The 23,591-nt window shown below is 70.4% G+C and carries 21 protein-coding genes; 10 read left to right on the plus strand and 11 right to left on the minus strand.

Annotated elements, in window-relative coordinates; translation table 11 throughout:
- Positions 1-290: 290 nt before the first annotated feature.
- A complete protein-coding gene (locus tag ACZ7OH_RS17940) occupies positions 291-1,712 on the plus strand; it encodes a M20/M25/M40 family metallo-hydrolase (RefSeq protein WP_470281766.1) in 1,422 nt (473 codons plus the stop codon).
- On the opposite strand, the gene ACZ7OH_RS17945 is transcribed toward ACZ7OH_RS17940, so the two are convergent.
- Positions 1,709-2,269, minus strand: coding sequence for a TetR/AcrR family transcriptional regulator (locus ACZ7OH_RS17945; RefSeq protein ID WP_470281767.1), 561 nt, complete (start codon positions 2,267-2,269; stop codon positions 1,709-1,711). The two genes, ACZ7OH_RS17940 and ACZ7OH_RS17945, sit on opposite strands and share 4 nt — an antisense overlap.
- An 85-nt stretch (positions 2,270-2,354) precedes the next feature.
- Here ACZ7OH_RS17945 and ACZ7OH_RS17950 point away from each other — a divergent pair, with 85 nt between their 5' ends.
- Complete coding sequence (locus tag ACZ7OH_RS17950) at positions 2,355-3,356, plus strand: saccharopine dehydrogenase family protein (RefSeq protein WP_470281768.1); 1,002 nt, start codon at positions 2,355-2,357, stop codon at positions 3,354-3,356.
- Here the strand turns inward: ACZ7OH_RS17950 and ACZ7OH_RS17955 are convergent.
- From ACZ7OH_RS17955 to ACZ7OH_RS17965, 3 genes are read right to left on the minus strand one after another with little or no spacing between them, the layout of a single operon-like run.
- Positions 3,353-4,195 (minus strand): transglutaminase family protein, encoded by an 843-nt coding sequence (locus tag ACZ7OH_RS17955; protein ID WP_400897113.1) that lies wholly within the window; start codon positions 4,193-4,195, stop codon positions 3,353-3,355. The two genes, ACZ7OH_RS17950 and ACZ7OH_RS17955, sit on opposite strands and share 4 nt — an antisense overlap.
- Positions 4,192-5,139 (minus strand): alpha-E domain-containing protein, encoded by a 948-nt coding sequence (locus tag ACZ7OH_RS17960; protein ID WP_400897111.1) that lies wholly within the window; start codon positions 5,137-5,139, stop codon positions 4,192-4,194. Before ACZ7OH_RS17960 ends, ACZ7OH_RS17955 begins: the two co-directional genes overlap by 4 nt.
- 10 nt (positions 5,140-5,149) lie before the next feature.
- The gene (locus ACZ7OH_RS17965) at positions 5,150-6,805 is read right to left on the minus strand and encodes a circularly permuted type 2 ATP-grasp protein (RefSeq protein WP_470281872.1); all 1,656 of its coding nucleotides are present in this window, start codon (positions 6,803-6,805) and stop codon (positions 5,150-5,152) included.
- A gap of 148 nt (positions 6,806-6,953) precedes the next feature.
- Between ACZ7OH_RS17965 and ACZ7OH_RS17970 the strand changes: the two genes are divergently transcribed.
- From ACZ7OH_RS17970 to ACZ7OH_RS17985, 4 genes are all read left to right on the plus strand, one after another.
- Entirely contained in the window at positions 6,954-7,778 is an 825-nt protein-coding gene (locus tag ACZ7OH_RS17970) for a transporter substrate-binding domain-containing protein (protein WP_470281769.1), read from the plus strand.
- Positions 7,779-7,871: 93 nt separating this feature from the next.
- On the plus strand, positions 7,872-8,675 hold the full coding sequence (locus tag ACZ7OH_RS17975; RefSeq protein WP_470281770.1) for an amino acid ABC transporter permease: 804 nt from the start codon (positions 7,872-7,874) through the stop codon (positions 8,673-8,675).
- Positions 8,672-9,430: an amino acid ABC transporter ATP-binding protein gene (locus ACZ7OH_RS17980; RefSeq protein WP_470281771.1), complete on the plus strand. Its 759-nt coding sequence runs from the start codon at positions 8,672-8,674 to the stop codon at positions 9,428-9,430. Before ACZ7OH_RS17975 ends, ACZ7OH_RS17980 begins: the two co-directional genes overlap by 4 nt.
- Before the next feature lie 61 nt (positions 9,431-9,491).
- The gene (locus ACZ7OH_RS17985) at positions 9,492-11,807 is read left to right on the plus strand and encodes an oxidoreductase (protein WP_470281772.1); all 2,316 of its coding nucleotides are present in this window, start codon (positions 9,492-9,494) and stop codon (positions 11,805-11,807) included.
- Between the two features lie 47 nt (positions 11,808-11,854).
- Here ACZ7OH_RS17985 and ACZ7OH_RS17990 read toward each other — a convergent pair whose 3' ends face one another.
- On the minus strand, positions 11,855-12,430 hold the full coding sequence (locus ACZ7OH_RS17990) for a hypothetical protein (RefSeq protein ID WP_470281773.1): 576 nt from the start codon (positions 12,428-12,430) through the stop codon (positions 11,855-11,857).
- A gap of 165 nt (positions 12,431-12,595) precedes the next feature.
- Here ACZ7OH_RS17990 and ACZ7OH_RS17995 point away from each other — a divergent pair, with 165 nt between their 5' ends.
- The 3 genes from ACZ7OH_RS17995 to ACZ7OH_RS18005 are packed head-to-tail and all read left to right on the plus strand — an operon-like array spanning position 12,596 to position 16,814.
- Positions 12,596-14,410, plus strand: coding sequence for an NHL domain-containing thioredoxin family protein (locus ACZ7OH_RS17995; RefSeq protein WP_470281873.1), 1,815 nt, complete (start codon positions 12,596-12,598; stop codon positions 14,408-14,410).
- A 1-nt stretch (position 14,411) separates the two neighbouring features.
- The gene (locus ACZ7OH_RS18000; protein ID WP_400897099.1) at positions 14,412-14,744 is read left to right on the plus strand and encodes a GroES family chaperonin; all 333 of its coding nucleotides are present in this window, start codon (positions 14,412-14,414) and stop codon (positions 14,742-14,744) included.
- 27 nt (positions 14,745-14,771) lie between these two features.
- Entirely contained in the window at positions 14,772-16,814 is a 2,043-nt protein-coding gene (locus tag ACZ7OH_RS18005; RefSeq protein ID WP_470281774.1) for a VanW family protein, read from the plus strand.
- Between the two features lie 4 nt (positions 16,815-16,818).
- On the opposite strand, the gene ACZ7OH_RS18010 is transcribed toward ACZ7OH_RS18005, so the two are convergent.
- Together ACZ7OH_RS18010 and ACZ7OH_RS18015 are read right to left on the minus strand one after the other, a co-directional pair.
- On the minus strand, positions 16,819-17,526 hold the full coding sequence (locus ACZ7OH_RS18010; RefSeq protein WP_470281775.1) for a leucine-rich repeat domain-containing protein: 708 nt from the start codon (positions 17,524-17,526) through the stop codon (positions 16,819-16,821).
- Positions 17,523-18,362: a helix-turn-helix transcriptional regulator gene (locus ACZ7OH_RS18015; RefSeq protein WP_470281776.1), complete on the minus strand. Its 840-nt coding sequence runs from the start codon at positions 18,360-18,362 to the stop codon at positions 17,523-17,525. The genes ACZ7OH_RS18010 and ACZ7OH_RS18015 overlap by 4 nt, the downstream gene beginning before the upstream one ends.
- A gap of 110 nt (positions 18,363-18,472) precedes the next feature.
- Between ACZ7OH_RS18015 and ACZ7OH_RS18020 the strand changes: the two genes are divergently transcribed.
- Positions 18,473-19,852, plus strand: coding sequence for an MFS transporter (locus tag ACZ7OH_RS18020; RefSeq protein ID WP_470281777.1), 1,380 nt, complete (start codon positions 18,473-18,475; stop codon positions 19,850-19,852).
- Here ACZ7OH_RS18020 and ACZ7OH_RS18025 read toward each other — a convergent pair.
- The 4 genes from ACZ7OH_RS18025 to ACZ7OH_RS18040 form a co-directional block, all read right to left on the minus strand.
- Entirely contained in the window at positions 19,842-20,135 is a 294-nt protein-coding gene (locus ACZ7OH_RS18025; protein WP_470281778.1) for a GlsB/YeaQ/YmgE family stress response membrane protein, read from the minus strand. The genes ACZ7OH_RS18020 and ACZ7OH_RS18025 overlap by 11 nt on opposite strands.
- Before the next feature lie 154 nt (positions 20,136-20,289).
- Positions 20,290-20,565 (minus strand): GlsB/YeaQ/YmgE family stress response membrane protein, encoded by a 276-nt coding sequence (locus tag ACZ7OH_RS18030; RefSeq protein ID WP_470281779.1) that lies wholly within the window; start codon positions 20,563-20,565, stop codon positions 20,290-20,292.
- A gap of 134 nt (positions 20,566-20,699) precedes the next feature.
- On the minus strand, positions 20,700-22,535 hold the full coding sequence (locus tag ACZ7OH_RS18035) for an acyl-CoA dehydrogenase (protein WP_470281780.1): 1,836 nt from the start codon (positions 22,533-22,535) through the stop codon (positions 20,700-20,702).
- 138 nt (positions 22,536-22,673) lie between these two features.
- Positions 22,674-23,459 carry a response regulator transcription factor gene (locus ACZ7OH_RS18040; RefSeq protein WP_400897086.1) on the minus strand — a complete coding sequence of 262 codons (786 nt, stop codon included), beginning with the start codon at positions 23,457-23,459 and terminating at the stop codon, positions 22,674-22,676.
- Positions 23,460-23,591: the final 132 nt, after the last annotated feature.

A 23,591-nucleotide genomic window follows, 5' to 3' on the forward strand; every position in this document is an offset into this window, starting at 1 on the left:
TCGGGTCCGAAGCGCTCGGTCACCGTCGGCGTTGACGGTTCTCGCCGCCATCCTGGCACGAAGGTCTGCGTTTTGGTGAGTGACGGATGCTGATTTGTTGCTGAGAAAGGGGCTCTGAACAGGGAAAACGCTTGGAAGCCCGAGCATCGGACCTACGAGAGTAGGGAATCGACGCGCGCGCTCACCAGGCGTGGCCGCGTCACCACGCGCACCGGACGCGCCGTGTTCACCCACTCCGGGGACGACCTTGTGATGTGCCGCACGCTAGGACCCCGTGGCACGATGGCGGCGTGGAGCAGAAATCCGTTCGTGAATCCGTCGTGACGTCGTGGACCGACGACGTCATCCCGAGCCTGTCCGGGCTGGTGGCCATCCCCGCCCTGTCCCCGGCCTTCGACGCCGACTGGGCGAACACCGGGCACCTGGCCGCCGCCGTCGACCACGTCCGGGAGTGGATCGCCGCGCGCGGCCTGCCCGGCGCGACCCTCGACGTCGTGCAGCTCGAAGGCCGCACGCCCCTGCTGCTCGTCGACGTCCCGGCGACCCCGGGCGCGGCGGGCAAGGGCACCGTCCTGATGTACGGCCACCTCGACAAGCAGCCGCCCGTCGGTGGCTGGTCCGAGGGCCTCGGCCCGTGGACGCCGGTGATCCGCGACGGCCGGCTGTACGGCCGCGGGTCCGTCGACGACGGCTACTCCGGCTACGCGGCGACGTCGGCGATCCAGGCCGTGCACGCGGCCGGCGGCGAGCACGCCCGCATCGTCGTGCTGCTGGAGACCGGCGAGGAGTCGGGCAGCCCCGACCTCCCCGCGTACGTCGAGCACCTGGCCGACCGGATCGGCGAGGTCTCGCTGGTGGTCTGCCTGGACGCCGGCGGCAGCGACTACGAGCGGTTGTGGCTGGTTACGAGCCTGCGCGGGATGCTGCACCTGGACGTCACCGTGCAGCTGCTGGGCTCGGCGCAGCACTCCGGCGTCGCGTCGGGTGTCGTCGCCAGCTCGTTCCGCGTCCTGCGGAAGCTGCTCGAGCGGCTCGAGGACAGCGCCACCGGGGAACTGCTGCTCGACGAGCTCAAGGTCGACGTCCCGGCGAACCGGCTGGCCGAGCTCAAGGCCGTCTCGCAGGACTTCCCCGAGGCGCTGGCGACGGCGTTCCCGCTGGTCGAAGGCGGCCGCGTGATGTCGGAAGACGCGCTGGAGCTGGCGCTGAACAACACTTGGCGGCCGACGCTCTCGGTGATCGGCGCCGACGGCTTCCCGAAGCCCGCCGACGCCGGCAACGTGCTGCGCGAAAGCACCACGCTGACCCTGAGCTTCCGGCTCCCGCCGACGGCCGACGCCGAGAAGGGCCTCGAAGCCGTCAAGAAGGCCCTGACCACCGACGTCCCGTACGGCGCGAAGGTCACCTTCGGCCACAACCCGCAGGCGGAGGACGGCTGGAACGCGCCGACCGAGGCGCCGTGGCTGACCAGCGCCCTGCGCACGGTCAGCGACGAGGTCTTCGGCCAGCCGCACCGGGCGGCCGGCATGGGCGGGTCGATCCCGTTCATGGGCCTGCTCTCGCGCAAGTACCCGGAGGCGCAGTTCCTGGTCACCGGCGCGTGCGGGTCCGACTCGAACATCCACGTGCCGGACGAGTGGCTGCACCTGGACTACGCGCAGCGGGTCACCGAGGCCGTCGCGCACATCCTGGACGCGCACGCCCGCGGCTAGCGGCAGGCATCGCGCAAGGTCGCGGCGGCCGTCTCCAGGCACGCCGGGAACTCCTGGTCGCCGCCCGAGTCGATCCAGCGGTCGAAGGCGTCGCCGAGGATGATCGCCGCGACCTCCGCCGCCGGTTTCGCCAGCTCGGGCGGCGTTCCGCGCCGCTGGAGGGCGTCCCGGATCGCGGCCGTGATCGCCGCGCCCTTGCTGCGCTCGCGTTCGCGGAGCTCGGCGCTCGAAGCGATCACGGCCCGGCGTTCCGGCGACGGGTCGACGAGCCGCGTGACCTGCGTGCCCACCTCGACGAGCGCGCCGAGGGCCGTGCGAAGCGGCGACTCCGCCTCTTCGGCGGCGAGGACGGCTTCGGCGACCGCAGGCGGTAGCTGCTCCGCGCCGGCGAAGAGGACTTCGCGCTTGTCGGGGAAATAGCGGAAGTACGAGCGGCGGGTGATCCCGGCGCGCTCGGCGATCTGCGTCACGGTCACGGCGTCGTACCCGTGCTCGGCGAACAGCTCTAGCGCGGCTTTCCGCAGCCGGTCCGCGGTCCCGGGATCCCATCTGGCCACGACCCCAGCCTACAAGTGACGTCTCACTGTGTCGTGGCGTGCTAGCCTCAGTGATGACACACTGAGACGTCACTGAGGAGCCGACATGGAGATCTGGGTCCTGGGCGCGTCCGGGCGCACCGGCCGAGCCGTCACCGCCGCGCTGGCCGAACGCGGGCTGGAGGCTGTGCTGGTCGGGCGCGACCGGACACGGCTGGAGGCGCTCGGCGGGAAGTTCGTCGTCGCCGACGGTGCCGACGCCATCGCGGCCGAAATCCGGCGTCGTCAGCCGGCGGTCGTCGTCAACACGATCGGCGAGTACGCGGCGACGGCCCCGGCGATCGCCCGCGCGTGCCTGCCCGGGGGTCACTACCTCGACCTGGCCGCGGACCTCGTCGCCATCCCGCGGCTGCTCGACCTGTATGAAGAGGCCCAGGCCGGCGGCAGCACCTTCCTGACCGGGGTGGGCTTCGGCGTCCTGGCCACCGAGGCGGTCGTGGTGAAGCTGTGCGAAGGGCGGCCGACGCCGGCCTCCGTGCGGGTCGACGCGCTGGCGTCCGTCGCCGTCGAGGAAGGCGCCGTGGGGGTCGCGCTGGCCGCCAGCATCGTCGACGCCCTGACCACGGCCACGTCCGGCGCGGCCCCGAGGACCATCGCCCTGCCGGACGGCGAGTCGATGACGGCGGCGGGTGCTCCCTCGGGTGAGCTGATCGCCGCTCAGCGCGCGAGCGGCACATCGGACGTCACGGTCTACTCCGGACTCGCGCCGGTCTCCCCGGTGGTCCGGGCGCTGGTGCCGCTGCTCAGCAGGCTGGTGGCGATCCCGGCCGTGCGCCGGTTCGCCGTCCGGCGGCTCGCCGCGGTCCGCACGAAGGCCGCCCCGCGCCCCCGCACGCACTCCTGGGGCCACGCGGTCGTCACCTGGCCGGACGGCACGACGCGCGAAGGCTGGCTCCGCGCGGGCGAGGCCATGGACTTCACCGCCGCGACCGTGGCCGAAGCGGCGGCCCGGCTCGCCCGCGGCGAAGCCAAGCCCGGCACCGGAACACCGGCGGCCGTGCTCGGCGCCGAACTCGCCGAAGCCGCGGGCGGGACGTTCCTGCTCTAGGCGAGCCGGGTCAGGTGGACCGAGACGTCCAAAGTGGACTGACCGCCGCCGGTGAAGATGCCCTTCAACGGCGCCACGTCCGCGTAGTCCCGGCCCATCGCCACCCACACGTGCCGGGGGCCGACCGGGATCGCGTTCGTCGGGTCGTACGCCCACCAGCCGCCGGTCCAGACGTCGACCCAGGCGTGCGACTCGCCCTCGACCACCTCGCCGAGCTTGGCGTCCGGCTTGGTGTGGAGGTACCCCGAGACGTACCGCGCCGGGACGCCGATCGCCCGCAGCATCACCAGCGTGACGTGCGCGAAGTCCTGGCAGACGCCTTCCCGCGCCTGCCAGGCGTCCGTCGCCGTCGAGTGGACGCCGGTCGTGCCCGGCTGGTACTTGAGCTGCTTGTTCACCCACTCGCACACCGCCAGGACCGCGTCCGCCGGGTCGAGGCCGGTCCGCAGCTCGCGGGCCTCGCGCGCCAGTGTGGCGTCGCGCGGGGTGTAGTCGGTCGGCGTCAGGTACTCGGTGCGGTGGTCGACGACGGTCTCGGACCGCAGGTCCTTCCAGGTCGCGGTGCGGATCGGCTCGGCTTCGTCCGCCGTCTCGACCACCGAGGTCGCCAGGACCGTGAACTCGGTGTGCGGCGCGTGGAGGTCGAACGACGTCACGACCGTGCCCCAGTAGTCGGTGTACCGGTAGGCGCGGGTCGCCGGGGTCGTCTCGATGCGCGTCGCGACGGTCGTCTGGCGGCGGTCCGAGCGCGGGGTCAGCCGCGCCTCGTTGTAGGACTGCGTCGCCGGCGTCGCGTACCGGTACCCCGTCCGGTGCGCCACCCGCAGCTGCCACGTCACAGCGAAACCTCCGCACCGCTCCACGCCACCCACGGGGACGTGCTGAAGTACTGCAAGGACACCGCTTCCCCGATCTCCTTGATCGACGTCTGCAACGCCGCGAGCCGCCGCGGCAGGTCGGTGAGCAGCTCCGACGGGCGGAGGAACTCCAGCTCGCTGCGGGCCCGGCCGAGCTCTCGCAGGGCCTCGGACTTCTCGTTGGTGCGCGCGCCGCCGCCCGGGTCGAGCCGCTGCAGGCACTCCTCCGCCTGGCGCAGCGCGTGGAACACCGAGCGCGGGAACAGCGTGTCGCGCAACAGGAACTGCACGACGCGGCCGGCGTCCAGCGCGCCGCGGTAGGTGCGCAGGTAGGTGTCCTGCGCGCCGGCCGAGCGCAGCACGGTGATCCAGCCCGGCGAGGACGCGCGGTCCGCGACCCGGGATAGCAGCAGCCGCACCACCATGTCGGCGCGTTCGATCGAGCGGCCCAGCACCATGAACAGCCAGCCGTCGTCGCGGCTCATCGTCGAGTCGGCCAGCCCGGCGAACATCGCCGCGCGTTCCTCGACGAAGGACAGGAACGCGTGCGGCCCGGCGCGCCGGGCGTACCGCTGCCGGTCGGGCACCGCGTTCCACGTCGCGTTCAGGCATTCCCACAGCTCGGTCGAGACGACTTCACGGGCGCCGCGGGTGTTCTCGCGCGCCGAGTTGATCGAGCCGACGATCGACGCGGGGTTGTCCTTCCCGTACGCCACCAGCTCGGTCAGCTTCCACACGTCCAGGGACTCCGCGCCCGCCGGGTCGATGCCCAGGACGGCCAGGAGCTGGCGGCTCGCGTGGTCCGGGTCGACGGTCGCGTCCTCGAGCAGCTGGTGGACCGAGACGTTGAGGATCCGGGAGGTGTCGTCGGCGCGTTCGACGTACCGGCCGATCCAGTACAGCGACTCCGCGTTGCGTGCCAGCATCCGAACCTCCCTAGCTCTGTTGTTGCTGTTGTTGCTGGGACGACGTCAGCTCGGGCCCCTGCTCGGCGACCAGCCCGTCCACAGTGGACATCGCACCGAGGGCGGGCTGTTCCAGCTCCCGTTCGACACTGGACGCGCGCGAAGCCAGCACCCACGTGTCCTTCGAGCCGCCGCCCTGCGACGAGTTGACGACCAGGCTGCCCTCGGGCAGCGCCACCCGCGTCAGGCCGCCGGGCAGGACGAAGATGTCCTTGCCGTCGTTGACCGCGAACGGCCGCAGGTCGACGTGCCGCGGCGCGAGCCGGTCGTCCACCTTGGCCGGCACGGTCGAGAGCTGGACCACCGGCTGCGCGATCCAGCCGCGCCGGTTCGCGCGCACCTTCCGCCGCAGCGTCGCCAGTTCCGCCGGGGTCGCCTCGGGGCCGAAGACGATCCCGTAGCCGCCCGACCCTTCGACCGGCTTGACGACCAGCTCGTCCAGGTGGGCCATGACGTGGTCGAACTCGTCCGGCAGCCAGCACCGGAACGTGTCCACGTTGGGCAGCAGCGGCTTCTCGTTCAGGTAGTACCGCACCATCTCGGGCACGTAGGTGTAGACGAGCTTGTCGTCGCCGACGCCGTTGCCGATGGCGTTCGCGACCACGACGTTGCCCGCGCGCGCCGCGTTGAGGACGCCGGCGATGCCGAGCACCGAGTCCGGCCGGTAGTGCACCGGGTCGAGGAACTCGTCGTCGATGCGCCGGTAGATGACGTCGACCTGGCGCTCGCCCTCGGTCGTCCGCAGGTAGACGACGTTGTCGCGGCAGAACATGTCCCGGCCTTCGACCAGCTCGACGCCCATCAGCCGCGCGAGCAGCGAGTGCTCGAAGTAGGCCGAGTTGTAGACGCCCGGGGTCAGCACGACGACCATCGGGTCGGCCACGTTCGCCGCGGCCGCCGCCCGCAGCGCCCGCAGCAGGTGTGACGCGTAGTCACCGACCGGGCGGACCCGGTGCTGGGCGAACAGGTCCGGGAAGACCCGCGCCATCGTCCGCCGGTTCTCCATCACGTACGACACCCCGGACGGGTTGCGGAGGTTGTCCTCCAGCACCCGGAACGTGCCCTCTTCGTCGCGCACCAGGTCCACTCCGGACACGTGGAGGCGCACGCCGTTCGGCGGGTTGATGCCGAACGCCTCCCGCTGGAAGTGCTCGCACGAGGTGATCAGCCGCCGCGGCAGCACGCCGTCGCGCAGGATCTGCCGGTCGCCGTAGATGTCGGCGAGGAACGCCTCGAGCGCGCGGACGCGCTGGGCTACCCCGCGCTCGAGCTTGGTCCACTCCGCCGCCTGGATCACCCGCGGCACCAGGTCCAGCGGGAACGGCCGCTCCTGCCCGGACAGCGAGAACGTGATGCCCTGGTCGACCATCGCCCGGTCCAGCGCCTGCGACCGCGAGTTCAGGTCGTGCGCGTCGAGCGCGGCGATCGACTCGTACAGCGCGCGGTACGGGCCGCGGACCGTGCCGTCGGGGGCGAACATCTCGTCGTAGGCGCCGGCGTGCGGGCGTTCCGGGGAGAGGTACCCCTCGAACCGCGCCCCCGGCCGGGTGATCCGGCGGGTCGTCGCCCTCCTCGCGCGTCGACCGGACGGGGGCAGCCGGGGCGGGGTCGCGTTCATGAACGACATCCTCACCCACGTGCCCCTTCGTGCGCGACACTCTCGTTCAGGTGGGCGCGGGGCGAAACGTCGCCGTAACTCGACAGTGCTGTGCTTTGGTATGGATGAGTGGCAATATGCGTGCTCTCAGAACCTGAGAACTACAAGGAGTGACGACGTGGCCCGAGTACCCCAACTCAAGGCGCTCGCCCTGATCCCGGCTCTCGCCCTGGCGGCCGGTGCCCTGGCCGCGTGCGGGGGCGACAGCGGCGGCACCGCCGCCGGTGGTGTCCAGCTCATCGCCGCGGGCAAGCTCACGACCTGCACGCACCTTCCCTACCAGCCCTTCCAGGTCAAGCAGGGCGACAAGATCGTCGGCTTCGACGTCGACCTCGTCGACTTGGTCGCGAAGAAGCTTTCGGTCACGCAGAACATCGTGGACATCGCGTTCGAGAACATCGAATCGGGCGAGGCCATGAACTCCGGCCAGTGTGACCTGGCCGCGGCGGGCATGACGATCACCGACAAGCGCAAGCAGAAGTTCGACTTCTCGCAGCCCTACTTCGAGGCCACGCAGGCACTGCTGGTCAAGTCGGGCTCGCCGATCAAGGACTTCAGCAACGTCGCCGGCAAGAAGATCGGCGTCCAGTCGGCCACGACCGGCGCCGACTACGCCAAGGAACACGCGAAGGGCGCCGAGATCGTCACGTTCGACGACCTCGCCCTCGAGGAGCAGGCGGTCAAGAACGGCACGGTCGACGCGGGCGTCAACGACAACGGCGTGCTGTACGACTTCGTGAAGACGAACCCGGACACCGCCGTCGCGACCGAGTTCAAGACGAACGAGTTCTACGGCATCGGCGTCAAGCAGGGCAACTCCGCCCTGGTCACGACGATCAACGACACGTTGAAGGCCTCGGTGTCGGACGGCACCTACGCGCAGATCTACCAGAAGTGGTTCGGCAAGGCGCCGACTTGGTTGCCGGGTAGCCCGACCCAGTAAGACCCCCGCCTGTGGCCGGTGCTTCGGCACCGGCCACAGCGGCGTTTCCAGTGGTGTCTTGAATGCCCTTTCCGGGCCTGCTCGAGGAGTGAAATGGCACTGAGCCGACGCCAGCGACGATCGGCGTTCCGGGGTGCGCAGTACGTCCTGTTGCTCGTGATCGTCGTCGTGCTCGCCTTCCTGGCCAACTGGGGCCAGATCGGCCGGGCGTTCTTCGACCTCGACGTCGCGGCGAAGCAGTTCCCCGAAGTCATCACCGTGGCGCTGAAGAACACCATCATCTTCACCGCGCTCGGCTTCGCGCTGGGCCTGGGCCTCGGCCTCGTGCTCGCCCTGATGCGGCTGTCCTCGGTGGGGCCGTACCGGTGGTTCGCGCGCGCCTACATCGAGTTCTTCCGCGGCCTGCCCGCGCTGCTCATCTTCCTGGCGGTCGGCGTCGGTGTCCCGATCGCCTTCCCGGACACCCACCTGCCGCGCAACATCTCCATCATGATCGCGCTCGGCATCGTGTCCTCGGCCTACATGGCCGAGACGATCCGGGCCGGCATCCAGGCCGTCCCGCGCGGGCAGGTCGAGGCCGCCCGCTCGCTCGGCATGTCGCCGACGCGGTCGATGATCACCATCGTCATCCCGCAGGCGTTCCGGATCGTGCTGCCGCCGCTGGCGAACGAGCTGATCATGCTGACGAAGGACTCGTCGCTGGCGTTCCTGCTCGGCACGACGCCGGCGCAGCAGGAGCTCGCGCAGTTCAGCCGGCAGGCGCTGCTGGAGGCGAAGGGCCTGACCCCGATCGTCGTCGCGGGCCTCTGCTATCTGGTCATCACCATCCCGCTGTCGATCCTGCAGCAGCGGCTGGAGAAGAAATACGGGGCCGGAGTGGCCGGGGGTACCAAGTGAGCGACGTGATCGTCGAAATTACCGGCCTGCACAAGGCGTTCGGCCCGCTCGAGGTGCTCAAGGGCATCGAGCTGCAGGTCGAGCGCGGCCAGGTCGTCTGCATCATCGGGCCGTCCGGTTCCGGCAAGTCCACCTTGTTGCGCTGCGTGAACCTCCTCGAGGAGCCGCAGCAGGGCAAGATCGTGGTGAACGGCAACGAGATCACCCACGAGGACGTCGACATCGACGCCGCCCGGCGCAAGATCGGCATGGTCTTCCAGGGCTTCAACCTCTTCGCGCACCTGACGGTCCTGGACAACCTGACTGTCGCGCAGCGCAAGGTCCTCAAGCGCGGCAAGGAAGAGGCCGAGCGCGTCGCGCGCGAGAACCTCGAGAAGGTCGGGCTGAGCGAGAAGGAGACCTCGCTGCCCGGCCAGCTCTCCGGCGGGCAGCAGCAGCGCGTCGCGATCGCGCGGGCGCTGTCGATGAACCCGGACGTCATGCTGTTCGACGAGCCGACGTCCGCGCTGGACCCCGAGCTGGTCGGCGACGTGCTCGCCGTCATGCGGAAGCTGGCCGAAGAGGGCATGACGATGCTGGTCGTGACGCACGAGATGCAGTTCGCCCGCGAAGTGGCCGACAGCGTGCTGTTCATGGACGGCGGCGTCGTGGTCGAGCAGGGCCCGCCGAGCCAGGTGATCGGCGACCCGCAGCACGAGCGCACGAAGTCGTTCCTGAAGCGGGTTCTCGATCCGACGCACAGCCTCGAAGACTGAAACGCCTGCGAATTCCGTTCGCGTTCGCTACTTTGAAAGTGGGTGAGGGAGGGGGCAGTCCGTGACGACCGAAAACGCGCTGCCACCCCTCGACCCCTTCGCGGGCATCCCCGACCGCCGGTACGAAGTCAAGGCGTCCGACCTGCTGAAACCCGGCAACGGCGGCCTGCTGCGCTGGCGCCGGACGGCCACGAACGCGCCGATCGTCTACGTCGAGGACGCCTACATCACCGGCACGCTCGACCTGCGCGCCGCGGACCTGAAGTACCTGTTCCGGTTCGAGCGCTGCCGGTTCGAGCAGCCGCCGGACGTGCGTGAGGCGAACCTGCTGGGCCTGGTGTTCCGCAAGTGCTGGCTGCCCGGGCTCAAGGCCCGCAACATGCGCAGCCGCAACGACGTCCGGCTGATCCGCAGCGTCGTGCAGGTCGACGGCGCCGACCGCGAGATCGAGGAGACGACCGTCCAGCGCGGCGACGACCGCGAACGCGGGATGCCGAACGCCGCGGTCAACCTCACCGACGCCGTCATCGAGGGGTCGATGGTGCTGACCCGCACGGTGATCTCGCACCCGCACGGCAAGGCGATCCAGGCCGACCGGCTCGTGCTGACCGGCGCGCTGCTGGCCTACCGGATGGTCGCGAACGGCGAAGTCCGCCTCCCCGGCCTGCGGACCGGCGGTAACGTCAACTTTTCGGGTGCCACGCTGAACAACCCGGACGGCTTCGCGCTCAACGGCAACGGCCTGCACATCGGCGGAAGTCTCTTGTGCGAGGTGGACAACTACGGGCCGGCCAGCCAGCGGAAGCGCTTCTCCGCCACCGGGATCATGTACCTGCCGAGCGCCACGGTGGACAGCGACATCTCGCTGCGCGAGGCCAAGCTGACGGTGTCCCAGCAGGGCCCGATCGCCGTCGACGCGTGGAAGTCCAACGACCCGTACCTCGACCCGCGGCCGGCGCTGGTGGCCGACCGGATGCGCGTCGACGGCAACGTCGAGCTGTCCGACGGCCTGCAGGCGCTCGGCACGCTGCGCATGGTCAACGCCCGGATCGGCGGCTCGCTGCGGCTGGCCGGCGCCGAGGTCAGCGTGGTGCGCGGCAAGTCCCAGCCGTACTACGACCGCGCGCTGCACCTGGACGGCACGGAGATCGGCGGCGACATCGAGGCGACGAGCCTGCGTGTCCCGGCCGGTCAGCTGCGCCTGGCCGACGTCACGGTCGGCGGCAACTTCCTGGCCTGGAACTCGATGTTCCGCCACCCGGGCCGGGACGTGTTCTCGGCGCGCCGGTCCCGGATCGCGGGCAACTTCCAGCTCACGGACGCGACGATCCACGGCACGCTGCGCCTGCAGGGCGTCGAGGTCGGCGGCTCGATCAACCTCGCGGGAACGCGGTTGACCGAGCCGGGACTGCGTGCGACCAGCAGTTTTTCGCTGGACATCCGCACGGGCCGGATCGGCCGCGACCTGACACTGCGGGACAACAACAGCCGCCCGTTCGTCGCGGAGGGCGGCGTCAACCTCGACGGCGCGCAGGTCGCCCGGCGCGTGGACCTGCGGGGTTCGGAGCTGAGGTCGCTGCCACCGTTCAGCGTGGCCCTCGACGCGGGCGACGTCGCGGCGGACGAGTTCACGTTGACGCCGAACGTGCCCCCGGCGGGCCGGGTGGTCCTGCGCCGCGCGCACTGCGGGACGTTGACGGACAACGACGAGTTCTGGGCGGCATCGGGCGGGATCGAGCTGGAGGACTTCCGCTACGACGCCTTGGGCAGAGGAATCCCGCTCGACGACGACAAGGCCCTCGACCGCCGCATCGAGCTCCTCCGCAGGGCAATGCGCGGCTACCGCCCAGGCCCGTACGACCAGCTGGCCCACATGCTCCGCGCGGCGGGCAACGAAGAGCACGCGTCGACGGTGGCGTTGCGCAAACAGCAGTTCAGGTACGAAGCGTTGGCGCGCGGCTTCAAGTTCTTCGGCCCGGGAGTCAGGCTGTGGAGCTGGCTGCAGCGGTCGATGGTGGGCTACGGCTACCGCCCGGTCCGCGCGCTGGGGTGGCTGTTTACGCTGCTGGTGCTGGGCAGCCTGTGGTTCGGCCTGGGCACGGACGACTGCGTGAGTCAGCATCCTACGAATCCGGCGCACGAGATCATCGCGAACGGCCCGCGGTGTGTGGTGAACCAGCAGGACACGGGGCTGCAGTGGAACCCGGTGATCTACACGGCGGACCTGCTGGTGCCGATCGTGGACTTCGGCAACAAGAGCCGCTGGTACATGCACGGAACGGACAACTGGGTGGCGGCGGGGTTCACGGCGTCGGGCTGGATTCTGGCGACGACCGTGGCGGCCGGTGTGAGCCGGATGCTGCGCCGGGAGAATTGATCTCTCTTCGGCTTTCTAGCGTTGGTGCTAGAAAACGCCAGAGTTCGTTAGTCGATGAAGCGGGACCAGAACTCTATGTACCTCGGGCCGTCCGGTGGGGCCGTGCTGATGCCGCCCGTCGCGAACTCGCGGTGCAGGTAATCCCGCAGGTCACAGCCGTAAACGATGATGTCCGTCTGGTACACCGACAGCACCGGGTAGCCGGTCGAGCCGGGGATTCCCGGCAGGTACCGGTGCCCGCAGACCGGCACCAGCTGCGGCACGTCCGCCAGGCGCCGGCGGGCTTCGCGGACCGCGTCCTCCGGGCCGACCGGGCGGGTGCCCCAGTCCGGGAGCCAGAAGCCGTTGTGCTCGACGTCGTAGAGGACGCCGTCGACCGGCCAGGCCAACCGTTTGCGCAGCTGCTCGGGGTTGCCGCAGCGCCAGTCCGGCCAGCGGTCGCCGATCGGGACGCCGGCGGACAGGAACGTGCGGTGGTCCGCGGCGAAGCGAAAACCGAAGCGGCGCTCGACGTCGTCGAGCTCGGGTCCGGTCAGCCCGGGACGCACGGGTTCCCGGAGGTTCTCCTGCAGGTGCCGTGCCTCCTCGAAGGTGAGGGCGCCGGCCGGCTGGACGGGGGTCATGTGCCGAGCCTAAGCGGCGGCTCACCCCGCCGCGCGTTCTTTTCCGCCGTCTTCACGGGGCACCCCCATGGGGTGAGTTTGTTCTCTCATCGGCTGGACTTCGGAACAGAGCGTGAACGCGTGTAGTTCACTCTTGCCGTGACTTCACCCCGACCGCAGGCCCGCGTGCGCGCCCCCGAGCTGCGCGGCGACCTCTGGCTGAACACCGGCGGCCGCCCGCTGACCCTCGCCGGGCTGCGCGGCCGCATCGTCCTGCTGGACTTCTGGACCAGCGGCTGCGTCAACTGCCTGCACGTCCTCGACGAGCTGCGTCCCCTCGAGGCCGAGTTCGCGGACGTGCTCGTGACAATCGGCGTCCACTCGCCGAAGTTCCTGCACGAGGGCGAGCGCGCGTCGATCGAAGCCGCCGTCCGGCGCTACGACGTGCACCACCCCGTGGTCAACGACCCGAAGATGGAGCTGTGGTCGCAGTACGCGGTCCGCGCGTGGCCGACGCTCGCGGTCGTCGACCCCGAGGGGTACGTCGTGCACGTCGCCGCGGGCGAAGGGCACGAAGAGGCGCTTCGCCGCGTCATCGCGGAGCTCGTCACGAAGCACGAAGCGAAGGGGACGCTTCGCCGCGGCGGCAGCCCGTACGTCCCGGTCGAAGAGCAGGCCAGCGAGCTGCGGTTCCCGAGCAAGGCCGTCGCGACGGCCGAGGGACGCGTCCTCGTCGCGGACACCGGGCACCACGCGATCGTCGAGTTCGCGTCGGACGGCGAGACCGTCATCCGGCGCTTCGGCAGCGGGGAACGCGGCGGCCAGGACGGGCCGTTCGACGTCGCGACCTTCGCCGAGCCGTCGGGCATCGCGCTGCTGCCGTACGAGGTCGCCGAGCGCGCCGGCTACCACGCCGTCGTCGCCGACACGGCCGGTCACCGGCTGCGCGGCCTGGACCTGATCACCGGCGAGGTGACGACGGTCGCCGGCACCGGCGCGCAGTGGCGCAGCGGGCCGGACTCGGGCAAGGGCGTCGAGGTCGACCTGACGAGCCCGTGGGACGTCGCCTGGTACGGCGCGGCGGGCGGGGTCGTCGTCGCGATGGCGGGCAACCACACGCTGAGCGTGTTCGACCCGATCTCCGGCACCATCCGCCGTTTCGCGGGGACGACCGTCGAAGGCCTGCGAGACGGCGACGTCAGCGAAGCGTTCTTCGCCCAGACGTCGGGTCTCGCGCCGGACGGCGACAAGCTGTGGCTCGCCGACGCCGAGACGTCGGCGCTGCGCTGGATCGAGCCCGACGGCGAGTCGTTCAGCGTGCACACGGCGATCGGCGTCGACCTCTTTTCGTTCGGCCACACCGACGGCCCGGCCGACCAGGCGCTGCTGCAGCACCCGCTCGGCCTGGCGGTGCTGCCCGGCGACAAGGTCGCGATCGCGGACACCTACAACGGCGCCGTACGCCGCTTCGACGTCTTCACGCGCCAAGTGACCACGATCGCCACCGGGCTTTCGGAACCGCAGGGGCTGCTGCTGCACGAGGGCGAGCTGCTGGTCGTCGAGTCGGCGGCCAACCGCATCGGCCCGCTGGACTCGTCCTCGGCGCCGACGGTCGTCGCGGGTGACGCGCACGCCGTCCGCCGGCCACCGACCGTGCTCGCGCCGGGCGAAATCGACTTTTCGGTCGTCTTCGCGGCGCCGCCGGGCGAGAAGCTCGACGACCGCTTCGGCCCGTCGACCCGGCTGGAGATCAGCGCGTCGCCGCCTTCGCTGCTGGCTGAGGGCGGCGGCACCGGCACGGATCTCAAGCGCACGATCCGGCTCGCCGACGGGGTGACCGAGGGCGTGCTGCAGGTCGTCGCGCAGGCCGCGAGCTGCGACGACGGTGGCGAGCACCCGGCGTGCCGGATCACCCGGCAGGACTGGGGCGTGCCGGTGCGCCTGGCGGCGGACGGGGCGAGTGAGCTGAGCCTGGTCATGGCGGGCGCGCCCGCCGAGTAGCATGCCAACCGTGTCTGACGGGCCGAAACTCGAGATCCAGATGCTGCACGACCGCGTCCTCGTGCGGCTGTCGCCGGAAGAAGGCGAGCGCCGCAGCAGCGGCGGCATCGTGATCCCCGCGACGGCGCAGGTCGCGCGGCGGCTCGCGTGGGGTGATGTACTGGGCGTCGGCAACAGTGTGCGGAACGTCAAGACCGGCGACCGCGTGCTCTTCAACCCGGACGACCAGCTCGAGGTCGAGATCCAGGGCGAAGGGCACCTGGTGATGCGCGAACGCGACATCCACGCGGTGGCGATGGAGCGGACCGAGCACGGCACGGGGCTCTACCTGTAGGCCGGCTCCCGCAGAGGGGCAGGGGGCGTGGCAGACGACAACCAGCGCGAGCGCGCCGAGCCGGAGGCGGAGGAGCGGGTCGAGGCGGCCGCGCTCGCAGGGGAGCTGCCCGCCGCGCCCGAAGCCGGGACCACGGGTCTAACCGCAGCGGGAACGCCCGCAGAGGAGCCCGCTGCCGAGGCACATGCGGCGGCCGCCGAGCCCGCGGAATCGTCGACCGCTGCGCTCGAACCCGCTTTGGCGCCGCCCGCCGCAGTCCCCGCCGTTGATGAAGCCGCCGTCACCACAGATCTCTTTTCCGATGATCTCCTCGGCGAGCTCCTCGAAACCCCCGCCCCGCCGCCCGCGCCCGAGACTCCCGCTCGGAAGCTTCGCAAGGGCCTGGCCCGGACCATGATGTCCATCGGGATCGCGCTCGGGCTGTTCGTCATCCTCTACGCCATCGACCTGATCGCCAGCGCCGGGGATGTGCCGCGCGGGGTGACCGTTGCCGGGATCGAGGTCGGGGGGCTCACCCATGCCGAAGCCGAAGCCAAGCTGCGCAAGGAACTCGAACCGCGGCTGACCAAGCCCGTCGTCGTCCACGCCGGGGATGTCCAGGCCGAGCTCGTGCCCTCGAAGTCCGGGCTCGGGCTCGACTGGCCGAACACCCTCGGGCTCGCCGGACACCAGCCGCTCAGTCCGATCACGCGGATCATGTCCTTCTTCAGCAGCCGCGAGGTCGGGGTCGCCACGCAAACCGATCCGAACCAGATCGCCCAGGCCGTGCGCGAACTGGCCGACGGCAAGCTGAACCACCCCGCCACCGAAGGCTCGGTCGGGTTCATGGCCGTCGGCGGCAGCGGTGGCGGCGTCACCCCCTACCCGATCCTGCCGCGGCAGGGACAGCAGCTGGCCGACCTCGGCGGCGCCGTGCGCACCGTTACCGACCACTGGCTCGACCCCGGTGGCGTCAAGCTCGGCATGGCGATCACGCCCGTGAAGGCCACCGCCGCCGGGGTGCAGGCGGCCTTCCAGCAGATCGTCGTGCCCGCCGTCGCCAAGCCCGTCGTTGTGCACGGGCAGGGCAAGGACGTGCCGCTCACGCCCGCCACCATCGCGTCGTCGTTCCAGTTCGCCGCCGTCGAGGGTGGGGCCGTCGAGGTCCGGATCGACCAGGGCAAGCTGCAGGCCGCGCTCAAGGACGCCCTCGCGAGCACCGAGACCGACGGCAAGGACGCCCAGATCGTCTTCACCGGCGACCAGCCCGCCGTCGAGCCGTCCGAGGACGCCCGGAAGGTCAACTGGGACAAGACCTTCCTGCCGCTCATCGACGTGCTCAAGAAGACCGACGGCCGCGACCTCCCCGTCGTCTACAGCGCGTCGAGCCCCAGCGTGACCACCGACGCCGCCAGCGCGCTCGGCATCAAGGAGGTCATCGGCCAGTTCACCACCGGTGGCCTGGCCGGCCCCGCCGCGACGAACAACCGGACGCTCGCCGACCGCGTGTCCGGCACGATCGTCAAGCCCGGCGAGACCTTCAGCCTCAGCGCCCGCTCCGGCGCGCGCACCGCCGACGCCGGCTACGTGTCCGCCCCCGTCGACGAAGACGGCACCGGCGCCGAAGTCGTCGGTGGTGGCGTCTCGCAGCTCGCGTCCACTTTGTACAACGCGGGCTACCTCGCGGGCCTGACCGACGGCGGTCACCTCGAGCACGACCACTACCTCGACCGCTACCCCGCCGGCCGCGACGCCAAGGCCGTCAACGCCGACGGCAGCGCCGTCGAGCTCAAGCTGACCAACGACTCGCCGACCGGGTTCGCCATCCAGGCCACGGTTTCCGGCGACTCCGTGACCGTCCGGATCTGGGGCACCCGCCACTACCGCGTCGAGAGCCAAACCGGCGCGCAAACCCCCGGGGATCCCCCGCCGGTCCAGTTCGGCGGCACCACCCCGTGCCAGCCGTCGATCGGCACGTCCGGCTTCAGCGTCACCGACACGCGCGTGCTCTACGACGTCGCGAGCGGCGCCGAGGTCCGCCGGACGTCGCACACGGCGACCTACGGTCCGCGTCCGACCATCCTCTGTTGAGTTGTCAGCGAAGGACCATGCACCCCGCCTCCTCGAAGTCACGCAGCCACGACGGCTCCCGGAAGTGCTTGTTCCACCGCAGATCCAGCTTGTCCAATTTGGACAGCTGAGCGATCGACGACGGAAGCGTCGCAAGCAGGTTCTCCCGCAGGTCGAGCTGACGCAGCTCGCCGAGGGACCCGATCGACGAAGGCAGCGCCGTCAACCGGTTGCCCCGCAGGTGCAGCTCCCGCAACGCGCCGAGCGCACCGATCGACTCCGGCAGCGCCGCCAGCTCGTTGCGGTACAGCCGGAGTTCGCGCAGTGCAGCGAAACCCGACAGATCCGCGGGAAGCGAGCCGAGCCGGTTGTCCGTGCAGCCCAGGTACCGCAACCGGCTCAACCGGCACCAAGCCGCCGGGAACGACGTCAGCCGGTTGTCGCTGACGTACAGGTACTCGGTGAGCCCGGCCAGGTCGCCCAGCTCGTCCGGCAGCGAGTCGAACTCGTTGTGCCCCAAGTCGAGCGTGTGCAACGACGTCAGCGCCGAAATGCCAGGTGGGAGCGACGAAAGCCGGTTCGCCGCCAGGTTGAGCACCTCCAGGCCGGTGTGCGTCCACAGCGAAGAAGGCACCGCCGTAAGCGAGTTCTTGTACAGATCCAGCCGCGTCACCCCAGGGGGCAGCGAAGGCACCGAAGTCAGCCCCTGGCCGCTCAGCTCCACTGACGTCATGACGGCCGCCTGGTCCGGGGCAGCGACGCCCAGCTGCGCGCGTCGTCCGGAGTGGACACTTGGATCCGCAGGCCCGGCGCCTCGGACACCGCCAGCTCGGTCAGCCGGAGGTCCATCCGGCCGGCTTGCGGGTGGTTGATCCGCCGCAGCCGGGCCTGGGGTTCGGCGACCTCGTGCCGGGCCCACAGCTCCGCGAACTCCGGGCTCAGCGCCGACAACCGGCGGATGTCCTCTTCCCACGACGGGTCGCCGACGTGCCTGCCGTACTCGGCGCGCATCCGCGCGACCATGTAGGGAACCTCCTCGTCGTAGTTCACGAAGAACCGCCGCGCGTTCGGCTCGGTCACGCAGCACCACAGCAGGTTCTTGTGCAGGCACGGCAAGCTGTGCCACTCCCAGAACAGCTCCTCCTGGGCCGCGTTCGACTCCAGGATGTCGAACCGGCCGTTGACCACCGTGGCGGGCAGCGGGTCGAGCGCGCGCAGCACCTCGCGCACGGTGTCCGGCACCGTTTCCACCGTCGACGGCAGCCGTGACGGCGTCAGCTCCGCCAGCCGGTAAAGGTGTTCCCGCTCCGGGGCTTCCATCCGCAGCGTGCGCGCCACGGCGTCGAGCACCTGCGAGCTCGCGTTGATCGGCCGCCCCTGCTCCAGCCACGTGTACCAAGTGACGCCGACGCCGGCGAGCAGCGCCACCTCCTCGCGGCGCAACCCGCTGAGCCGACGGCGTGGGCCGGGCGCGAGCCCGACCTCCGCTGGGCCGATCCGCGCCCGGCACGCCTTGAGGAACTGGCCGAGTTCCTCTCGGCGGCTGGTGTGGACCGGTGTCCGGGTCATGCCGACATCGTGCCCGAGGGGTACGACAATTCTCGGCGAAGCAGGTACTCCCAGCACCAGCATCCGCAGGCTCTCTCCGAAAACAACCGAAGAACTCCAAGGTCAGTGCCATGACTCTGACCACCCCTGCCCCGGCCACGGACCGGGAAGCCCGGCCGGACCGGCGGCCGTGGTTCATGCTGGCCGTCCTGCTGCTCGGCCAGTTCATGGCGCTGCTCGACGTCACCGTCGTGAACGTCGCCATGACCGACATCCGCACCGACCTGCACGCGTCCGGCGCCGCGCTGCAGCTCGTCGTTTCCGGCTACACCGTGGGCTACGCGATGCTGCTCATCACCGGCGCCCGCCTCGGCGAGCTCTACGGCCGGCGCCGGCTGTTCGTCACCGGCACGATCGCCTTCACCGTCTGCTCCGCGCTCTGCGGCCTGGCGCCGGACGAAAAGATCCTCATCGCCGCTCGGATCGCCCAAGGCGCCGGCGCCGCGTTGATGATGCCGCAGGTCATCAGCCTCATCCAGGCGCGGTTCACGGGCGCCGCGCGGGCCAAGGCGCTCAGCGCGTACACCGCGGTCATCTCGGTCGCGTTCGTGGCCGGCCAGGTGCTCGGCGGCGTCCTCGTCGGCGCGGACCTGTTCGGGACGGGCTGGCGGCCGATCTTCCTGGTCAACGTCCCGCTCGGTGTGCTCGTGGCCGTCCTCGCCGCCAGGCTGGTGCCCGGCGGCATCGCGAAGGCGGGCCGTCGGCTCGACCTCGCCGGGCTCGCGATCGCGGTGCCGTCGGTGGTGCTCGTCGTGCTGCCGCTGGTGCTCGGGCACGAGACGGGCTGGCCGGCCTGGACGTTCGTTTCGATCGCGGTGGGCGCGCTGCTGGCCGTGCTGTTCGTGGTCGTCGAACGCCGGGTGGCCGACCCGCTCGTCGACCTCGCCGTCCTCAAGATCCGCGGGGTGGCCCCGGGCTTGGCGACGCTCGCGGCGGGAGTCGCGTCCTACGGCGGGTTCCTCTTCTGCGTGTCGCTGCACCTGCAGTCGGGCCTCGGCAAGACGGCGATGGCCGCCGGGCTGGCGATGGCGCCGGGTGGCGTCGTCTTCGGCCTGTGCGGGTTCTTCTGGAACCGGCTGCCGCGGCGGGTGCACGCCTGGCTGACCCCGTGCGGCTACGCGGGATCCGCGGTCGCCTACGCGCTGCTCGGGCTGGGCCGGGACGGCGGGACGCTGTTCTTCGTGGCCCTCTTGCTGTTCGGGCTGTCGATGGGACCCGCGTTCGGCTCGCTGATGGTGAACGCGCTGACGCACGTCCCGCTCGAGCGCGCGGCGGACGTCAGCGGCCTGCTGACCACCACGCTGCAGCTGGGCCAGGTGGTCGGCGTGGCCACGTTCGGCAGCCTGTTCCTCACTCTGGCCGTGACGTCGTCCGCGACCGCCCTCAGCACCGCGATGACCTGCGCCGCCGTGCTGCTGCTCGTCGGCGCAGGCCTCTCGCTCAGGCGGTAGTGCGGTGGCCGCCCTTGACCCTGGCGTAGATCGCCGAAGCCGCGATGACGCCGACGATGGCCGCGACGACCTGGAAGATGTGCCGGATCCAGTCGATGCCGGACGTGTCGCGGACGCCGAACACCCCGGCGAGCCAGTTGCCGATGAACGCGGCCACGATGCCGACGACGATCGTCAGCCAGATCGGGATCTTCTGGTCGCCCGGGGCGAGCAAACGGCCGAGCACGCCCAGGATCAGGCCCACGATGATCGTCGAGATGATGCCCCAAAGTCCGCCGAGCACGGTTGCCTCCTCGGATAGCGCAATAAGCGCCACGGTGGCATCGATCCCGCCGCCTCGCGCGCGCTGACCCCCGATGAGGTGATGGTACGAAAAGACCCGGCCCGGTCCGCCCCCGACAGCGGACCGGACCGGGCCGGGTCTTGGGAAGTACTGCTTACCTGGTCACGCCTCGGCGTCCGTACGCGCCGGCGGCGATGCTGACACCGATCGCGGCGAGGACAACCTGGGTCAGGATTTCCAGCCAGTCGATGCCGGGGGTGTCGGCGTAGCCGAGACCGCGGGCGATGGCCGTGCCGATGAAGGCGGCGATGATACCGATCACGATGGTCAGCCAGATCGGGATGCTCTGCTTGCCGGGTGCGACCAGCCGGCCCAGAACACCGATGATCAGCCCGACGATGAGTGCGCTGACGATGCCGGCGACAGTCATCACTTTCTCCTCTCAAGGATCCGCGAACCCGGCCACTCGGGTCCGTCGGACTCGGTGAGCGGAATGCCCGCACTGTCCGGTCCTGAAACACGAAACGGGCCCTCCTCACGCGAGGAGAGCCCGTTTCGTGACTATCAGAATGCGGCTTCGTCCAGCTCCATCAGCGCGTTGTCGGCGGCCTCCACGATGGCGCGGCGGGAGGTCAGCTCCGGCAGCACCTGCTTCGCGAAGAACGACGCCACGGCGATCTTGCCCTCGTAGAACGGGACGTCCTTGGCGGACGCGCCCGCGTCGAGCTTGCCGATGGCGACCTCGGCGTGCTTGAGCAGCTGCCAGCCGATGAGCAGGTCGCCGACCGACATCAGCAGCCGGACCGTGTGCTGGCCGACCTTGTTGATGTTCTGCGGGTCCTCCTGCGACGCGGTCAGGTAGCCGATCAGCGAGCCCAGCATGCCCTGGGTGTCCTCGAGGGCCTGCTTGAGCAGCCCGCGCTCGTTCTTGAGCCGGCCGTTGCCCGCCTCGGACTCGATGAACTTCGTGATCTCGCCGGCGACGAAGGCCAGCGACTGGCCCTTGTCGCGGACGATCTTGCGGAAGAAGAAGTCCAGCGACTGGATCGCCGTGGTGCCCTCGTACAGCGAGTCGATCTTGGCGTCGCGGATGTACTGCTCGATCGGGTAGTCCTGCAGGAAGCCGGAACCGCCCAGGGTCTGCAGCGACTGCACGAGCTGCTCGGTGGCGCGCTCGGAGCCGACGCCCTTGACGATCGGCAGCAGCAGGTCGTTCACGCCGTGCGCGACCTTCTGGTCACCCTCGCCGGTCCACAGCTGGTCCTGGAAGGACGCGGTGTACAGGTAGACCGCGCGGAGGCCCTCGGCGTACGCCTTCTGGAGCATCAGCGAGCGGCGGACGTCCGGGTGGTGCGTGATGGTGACGCGCGGGGCGGCCTTGTTCAGCATGTTCGGCAGGTCGGCGCCCTGGACGCGCTCCTTGGCGTACTCGAGCGCGTTGAGGTAACCGGTCGACAGCGTCGCGATGGCCTTGGTGCCGACCATCATCCGGGCGTACTCGATGACCTGGAACATCTGCGCGATGCCGTCGTGCACCTCGCCGAGCAGCCAGCCCTTGGCCGGGGTGCCGTGCTGGCCGAAGGTCAGCTCGCACGTCGTCGAGGCCTTGATGCCCATCTTGTGCTCGACGTTCGTGACGAAGGCGCCGTTGCGCTCGCCCAGCTCACCGGTCTTCGAGTCGAAGTGGAACTTCGGCACGAGGAACAGCGACAGGCCCTTGGTGCCCGGCTTGGTCTCGATGCCGGGACCCTCGGGGCGCGCCAGCACGAGGTGCATGATGTTTTCGCTCATGTCGTGCTCGGCCGAGGTGATGAACCGCTTCACGCCGTCGATGTGCCAGGAGCCGTCCTCCTGCTTGGTGGCCTTGGTGCGGCCCGCGCCGACGTCGGAGCCGGCGTCCGGCTCGGTCAGCACCATCGTGGCGCCCCAGGCCCGGTCGATCATGATCTGGGCCCAGTGCTTCTGCTCTTCGGTGCCGTTCTTGTTCACGATCATCGCGAAGTTCGGGCCCGCCAGGTACATGAACAGCGGGGCGTTGGCGCCGAGGATCAGCTCGGACGCGGCCCACTGGACCGTGGGGGGCAGGCCGAAGCCGCCGAGGTCGTTGGTCAGGCCCAAGCGCCACCACTCGCCGTCGAGGAGCTGCTGGTAGCTCTTCTTGAACGACTCGGGGATCTTGACGCTGAAGGTCTTCGGGTCGTACACGGGCGGGTTGCGGTCGGCGTCGGCGAAGGACTCGGCGAGCGGGCCGGTCGCGAGCTTGTTCAGCTCGGACAGCACCCCGCGGGCGGTCTCCTCGTCGGACTCGGCGAGCACACCCTTGCCCAGGCGCTCCTGCACGCCCAGGACCTCGAAGAGGTTGAACTCCAGGTCTCGGACGTTGCTCTTGTAGTGGCCCATGTCGTCACTCCAATGTGTTCGGCTCCCCGGCCGGGCACATATTCGCCTTACTCGCCGGTAACTTCAGGATATTACCTGCGGGTAACCAGAGCAAGCAGATCCGCACTTCCGAGTGCGGAAATCCGGGTGTTCGAGGGGTCAGCGCTGGCCCGGGAGCGCCGTTGTGTCGGCAGTCACCGGCACGTGGCCGTCCTCCGCCCGGGCGACGAGGATCCCGCCGCGGAAGGCGATGGTGACGGCGTGCGTGCGGTCCCGCGCGGACAGCTTGCGCAGGATGCTCTTGACGTGGGTCCGGACCGTTTCGACGGACAGGAACAGCAGCTTCGCGATCGCGGAGTTCTCGAGACCCTCGGCGACCAGCTGGAGCACCTGGTACTCGCGCCGGGACAGCGGCATCCCGCCGCGCGGCGCCGGTGGGCTGTCGTGGGCGAGGTCGCCCTTGGGGACGGTCGCCCGCTTCGGCCGGGCGGTGAGCGCGGCCAGCGCCGGATCGATGTACCGGCGCTCGGTGTGGGCGCGGCGGATCGCTTCGGCGAGCCGTCGCGAATCGATCGACCGCGGCACGATCGCGTGCGTACCGGCGGCGATCGCGGCCGCGAGGTACTGCTGCGTGCGGTTCGTGTCCCGGATGAGCGTGACCAGGATCAGCGCCGGGTCGCCGGCGTTGAGCAGCTTCGTCAGGTGGCAGTTCGGGTCGAGCGCCGAATCGAGCACGACGACGTCCGGCTTGACCTGCTCGCACAGCTGCAGCGCGGCGTGGTGGCTGGCCGCCTGGCCCGCCCAGTGCAGCCCCTGGCTGCGGTGGACGAGCGCGGCGAGGCCGTCGCGGAAGATCGGGACCGGATCGACGACCGCCACGCCGAGACTGCGCCCGCCGGGTCCGGCCGGCCCGATGGGCCTGCGGGTGGGCTCGATGCCGTGCATCGTGGGCCTCCGTCTCTGCGCCGTCGCTCCTGGGGACGCCTCCCGGCGTCGTCCGGTCCCCCCTGCCGGGACCGGCCAAAAGTGACTCCTCCTGCTTGGTACGAGTCGCGATTGCGCAGCTCATGACGTCAA

Source organism: Amycolatopsis sp. NPDC114478 (assembly GCF_055633805.1).

What these genes read in the sequence shown, in the direction of transcription:
- ACZ7OH_RS18035 (WP_470281780.1), bottom strand. Translation starts at nt 22,535, where the DNA reads ATGGGCCACTACAAGAGCAACGTCCGAGACCTGGAGTTCAACCTCTTC.
- ACZ7OH_RS18030 (WP_470281779.1), bottom strand. Translation starts at nt 20,565, where the DNA reads ATGACTGTCGCCGGCATCGTCAGCGCACTCATCGTCGGGCTGATCATC.
- ACZ7OH_RS18020 (WP_470281777.1), top strand. Translation starts at nt 18,473, where the DNA reads ATGACTCTGACCACCCCTGCCCCGGCCACGGACCGGGAAGCCCGGCCG.
- ACZ7OH_RS18015 (WP_470281776.1), bottom strand. Translation starts at nt 18,362, where the DNA reads ATGACCCGGACACCGGTCCACACCAGCCGCCGAGAGGAACTCGGCCAG.
- ACZ7OH_RS18000 (WP_400897099.1), top strand. Translation starts at nt 14,412, where the DNA reads ATGCCAACCGTGTCTGACGGGCCGAAACTCGAGATCCAGATGCTGCAC.
- ACZ7OH_RS17965 (WP_470281872.1), bottom strand. Translation starts at nt 6,805, where the DNA reads ATGTCGTTCATGAACGCGACCCCGCCCCGGCTGCCCCCGTCCGGTCGA.
- ACZ7OH_RS17960 (WP_400897111.1), bottom strand. Translation starts at nt 5,139, where the DNA reads ATGCTGGCACGCAACGCGGAGTCGCTGTACTGGATCGGCCGGTACGTC.
- ACZ7OH_RS18010 (WP_470281775.1), bottom strand. Translation starts at nt 17,526, where the DNA reads ATGACGTCAGTGGAGCTGAGCGGCCAGGGGCTGACTTCGGTGCCTTCG.
- ACZ7OH_RS18040 (WP_400897086.1), bottom strand. Translation starts at nt 23,459, where the DNA reads ATGCACGGCATCGAGCCCACCCGCAGGCCCATCGGGCCGGCCGGACCC.
- ACZ7OH_RS17990 (WP_470281773.1), bottom strand. Translation starts at nt 12,430, where the DNA reads ATGACCCCCGTCCAGCCGGCCGGCGCCCTCACCTTCGAGGAGGCACGG.
- ACZ7OH_RS17975 (WP_470281770.1), top strand. Translation starts at nt 7,872, where the DNA reads ATGGCACTGAGCCGACGCCAGCGACGATCGGCGTTCCGGGGTGCGCAG.
- ACZ7OH_RS17950 (WP_470281768.1), top strand. Translation starts at nt 2,355, where the DNA reads ATGGAGATCTGGGTCCTGGGCGCGTCCGGGCGCACCGGCCGAGCCGTC.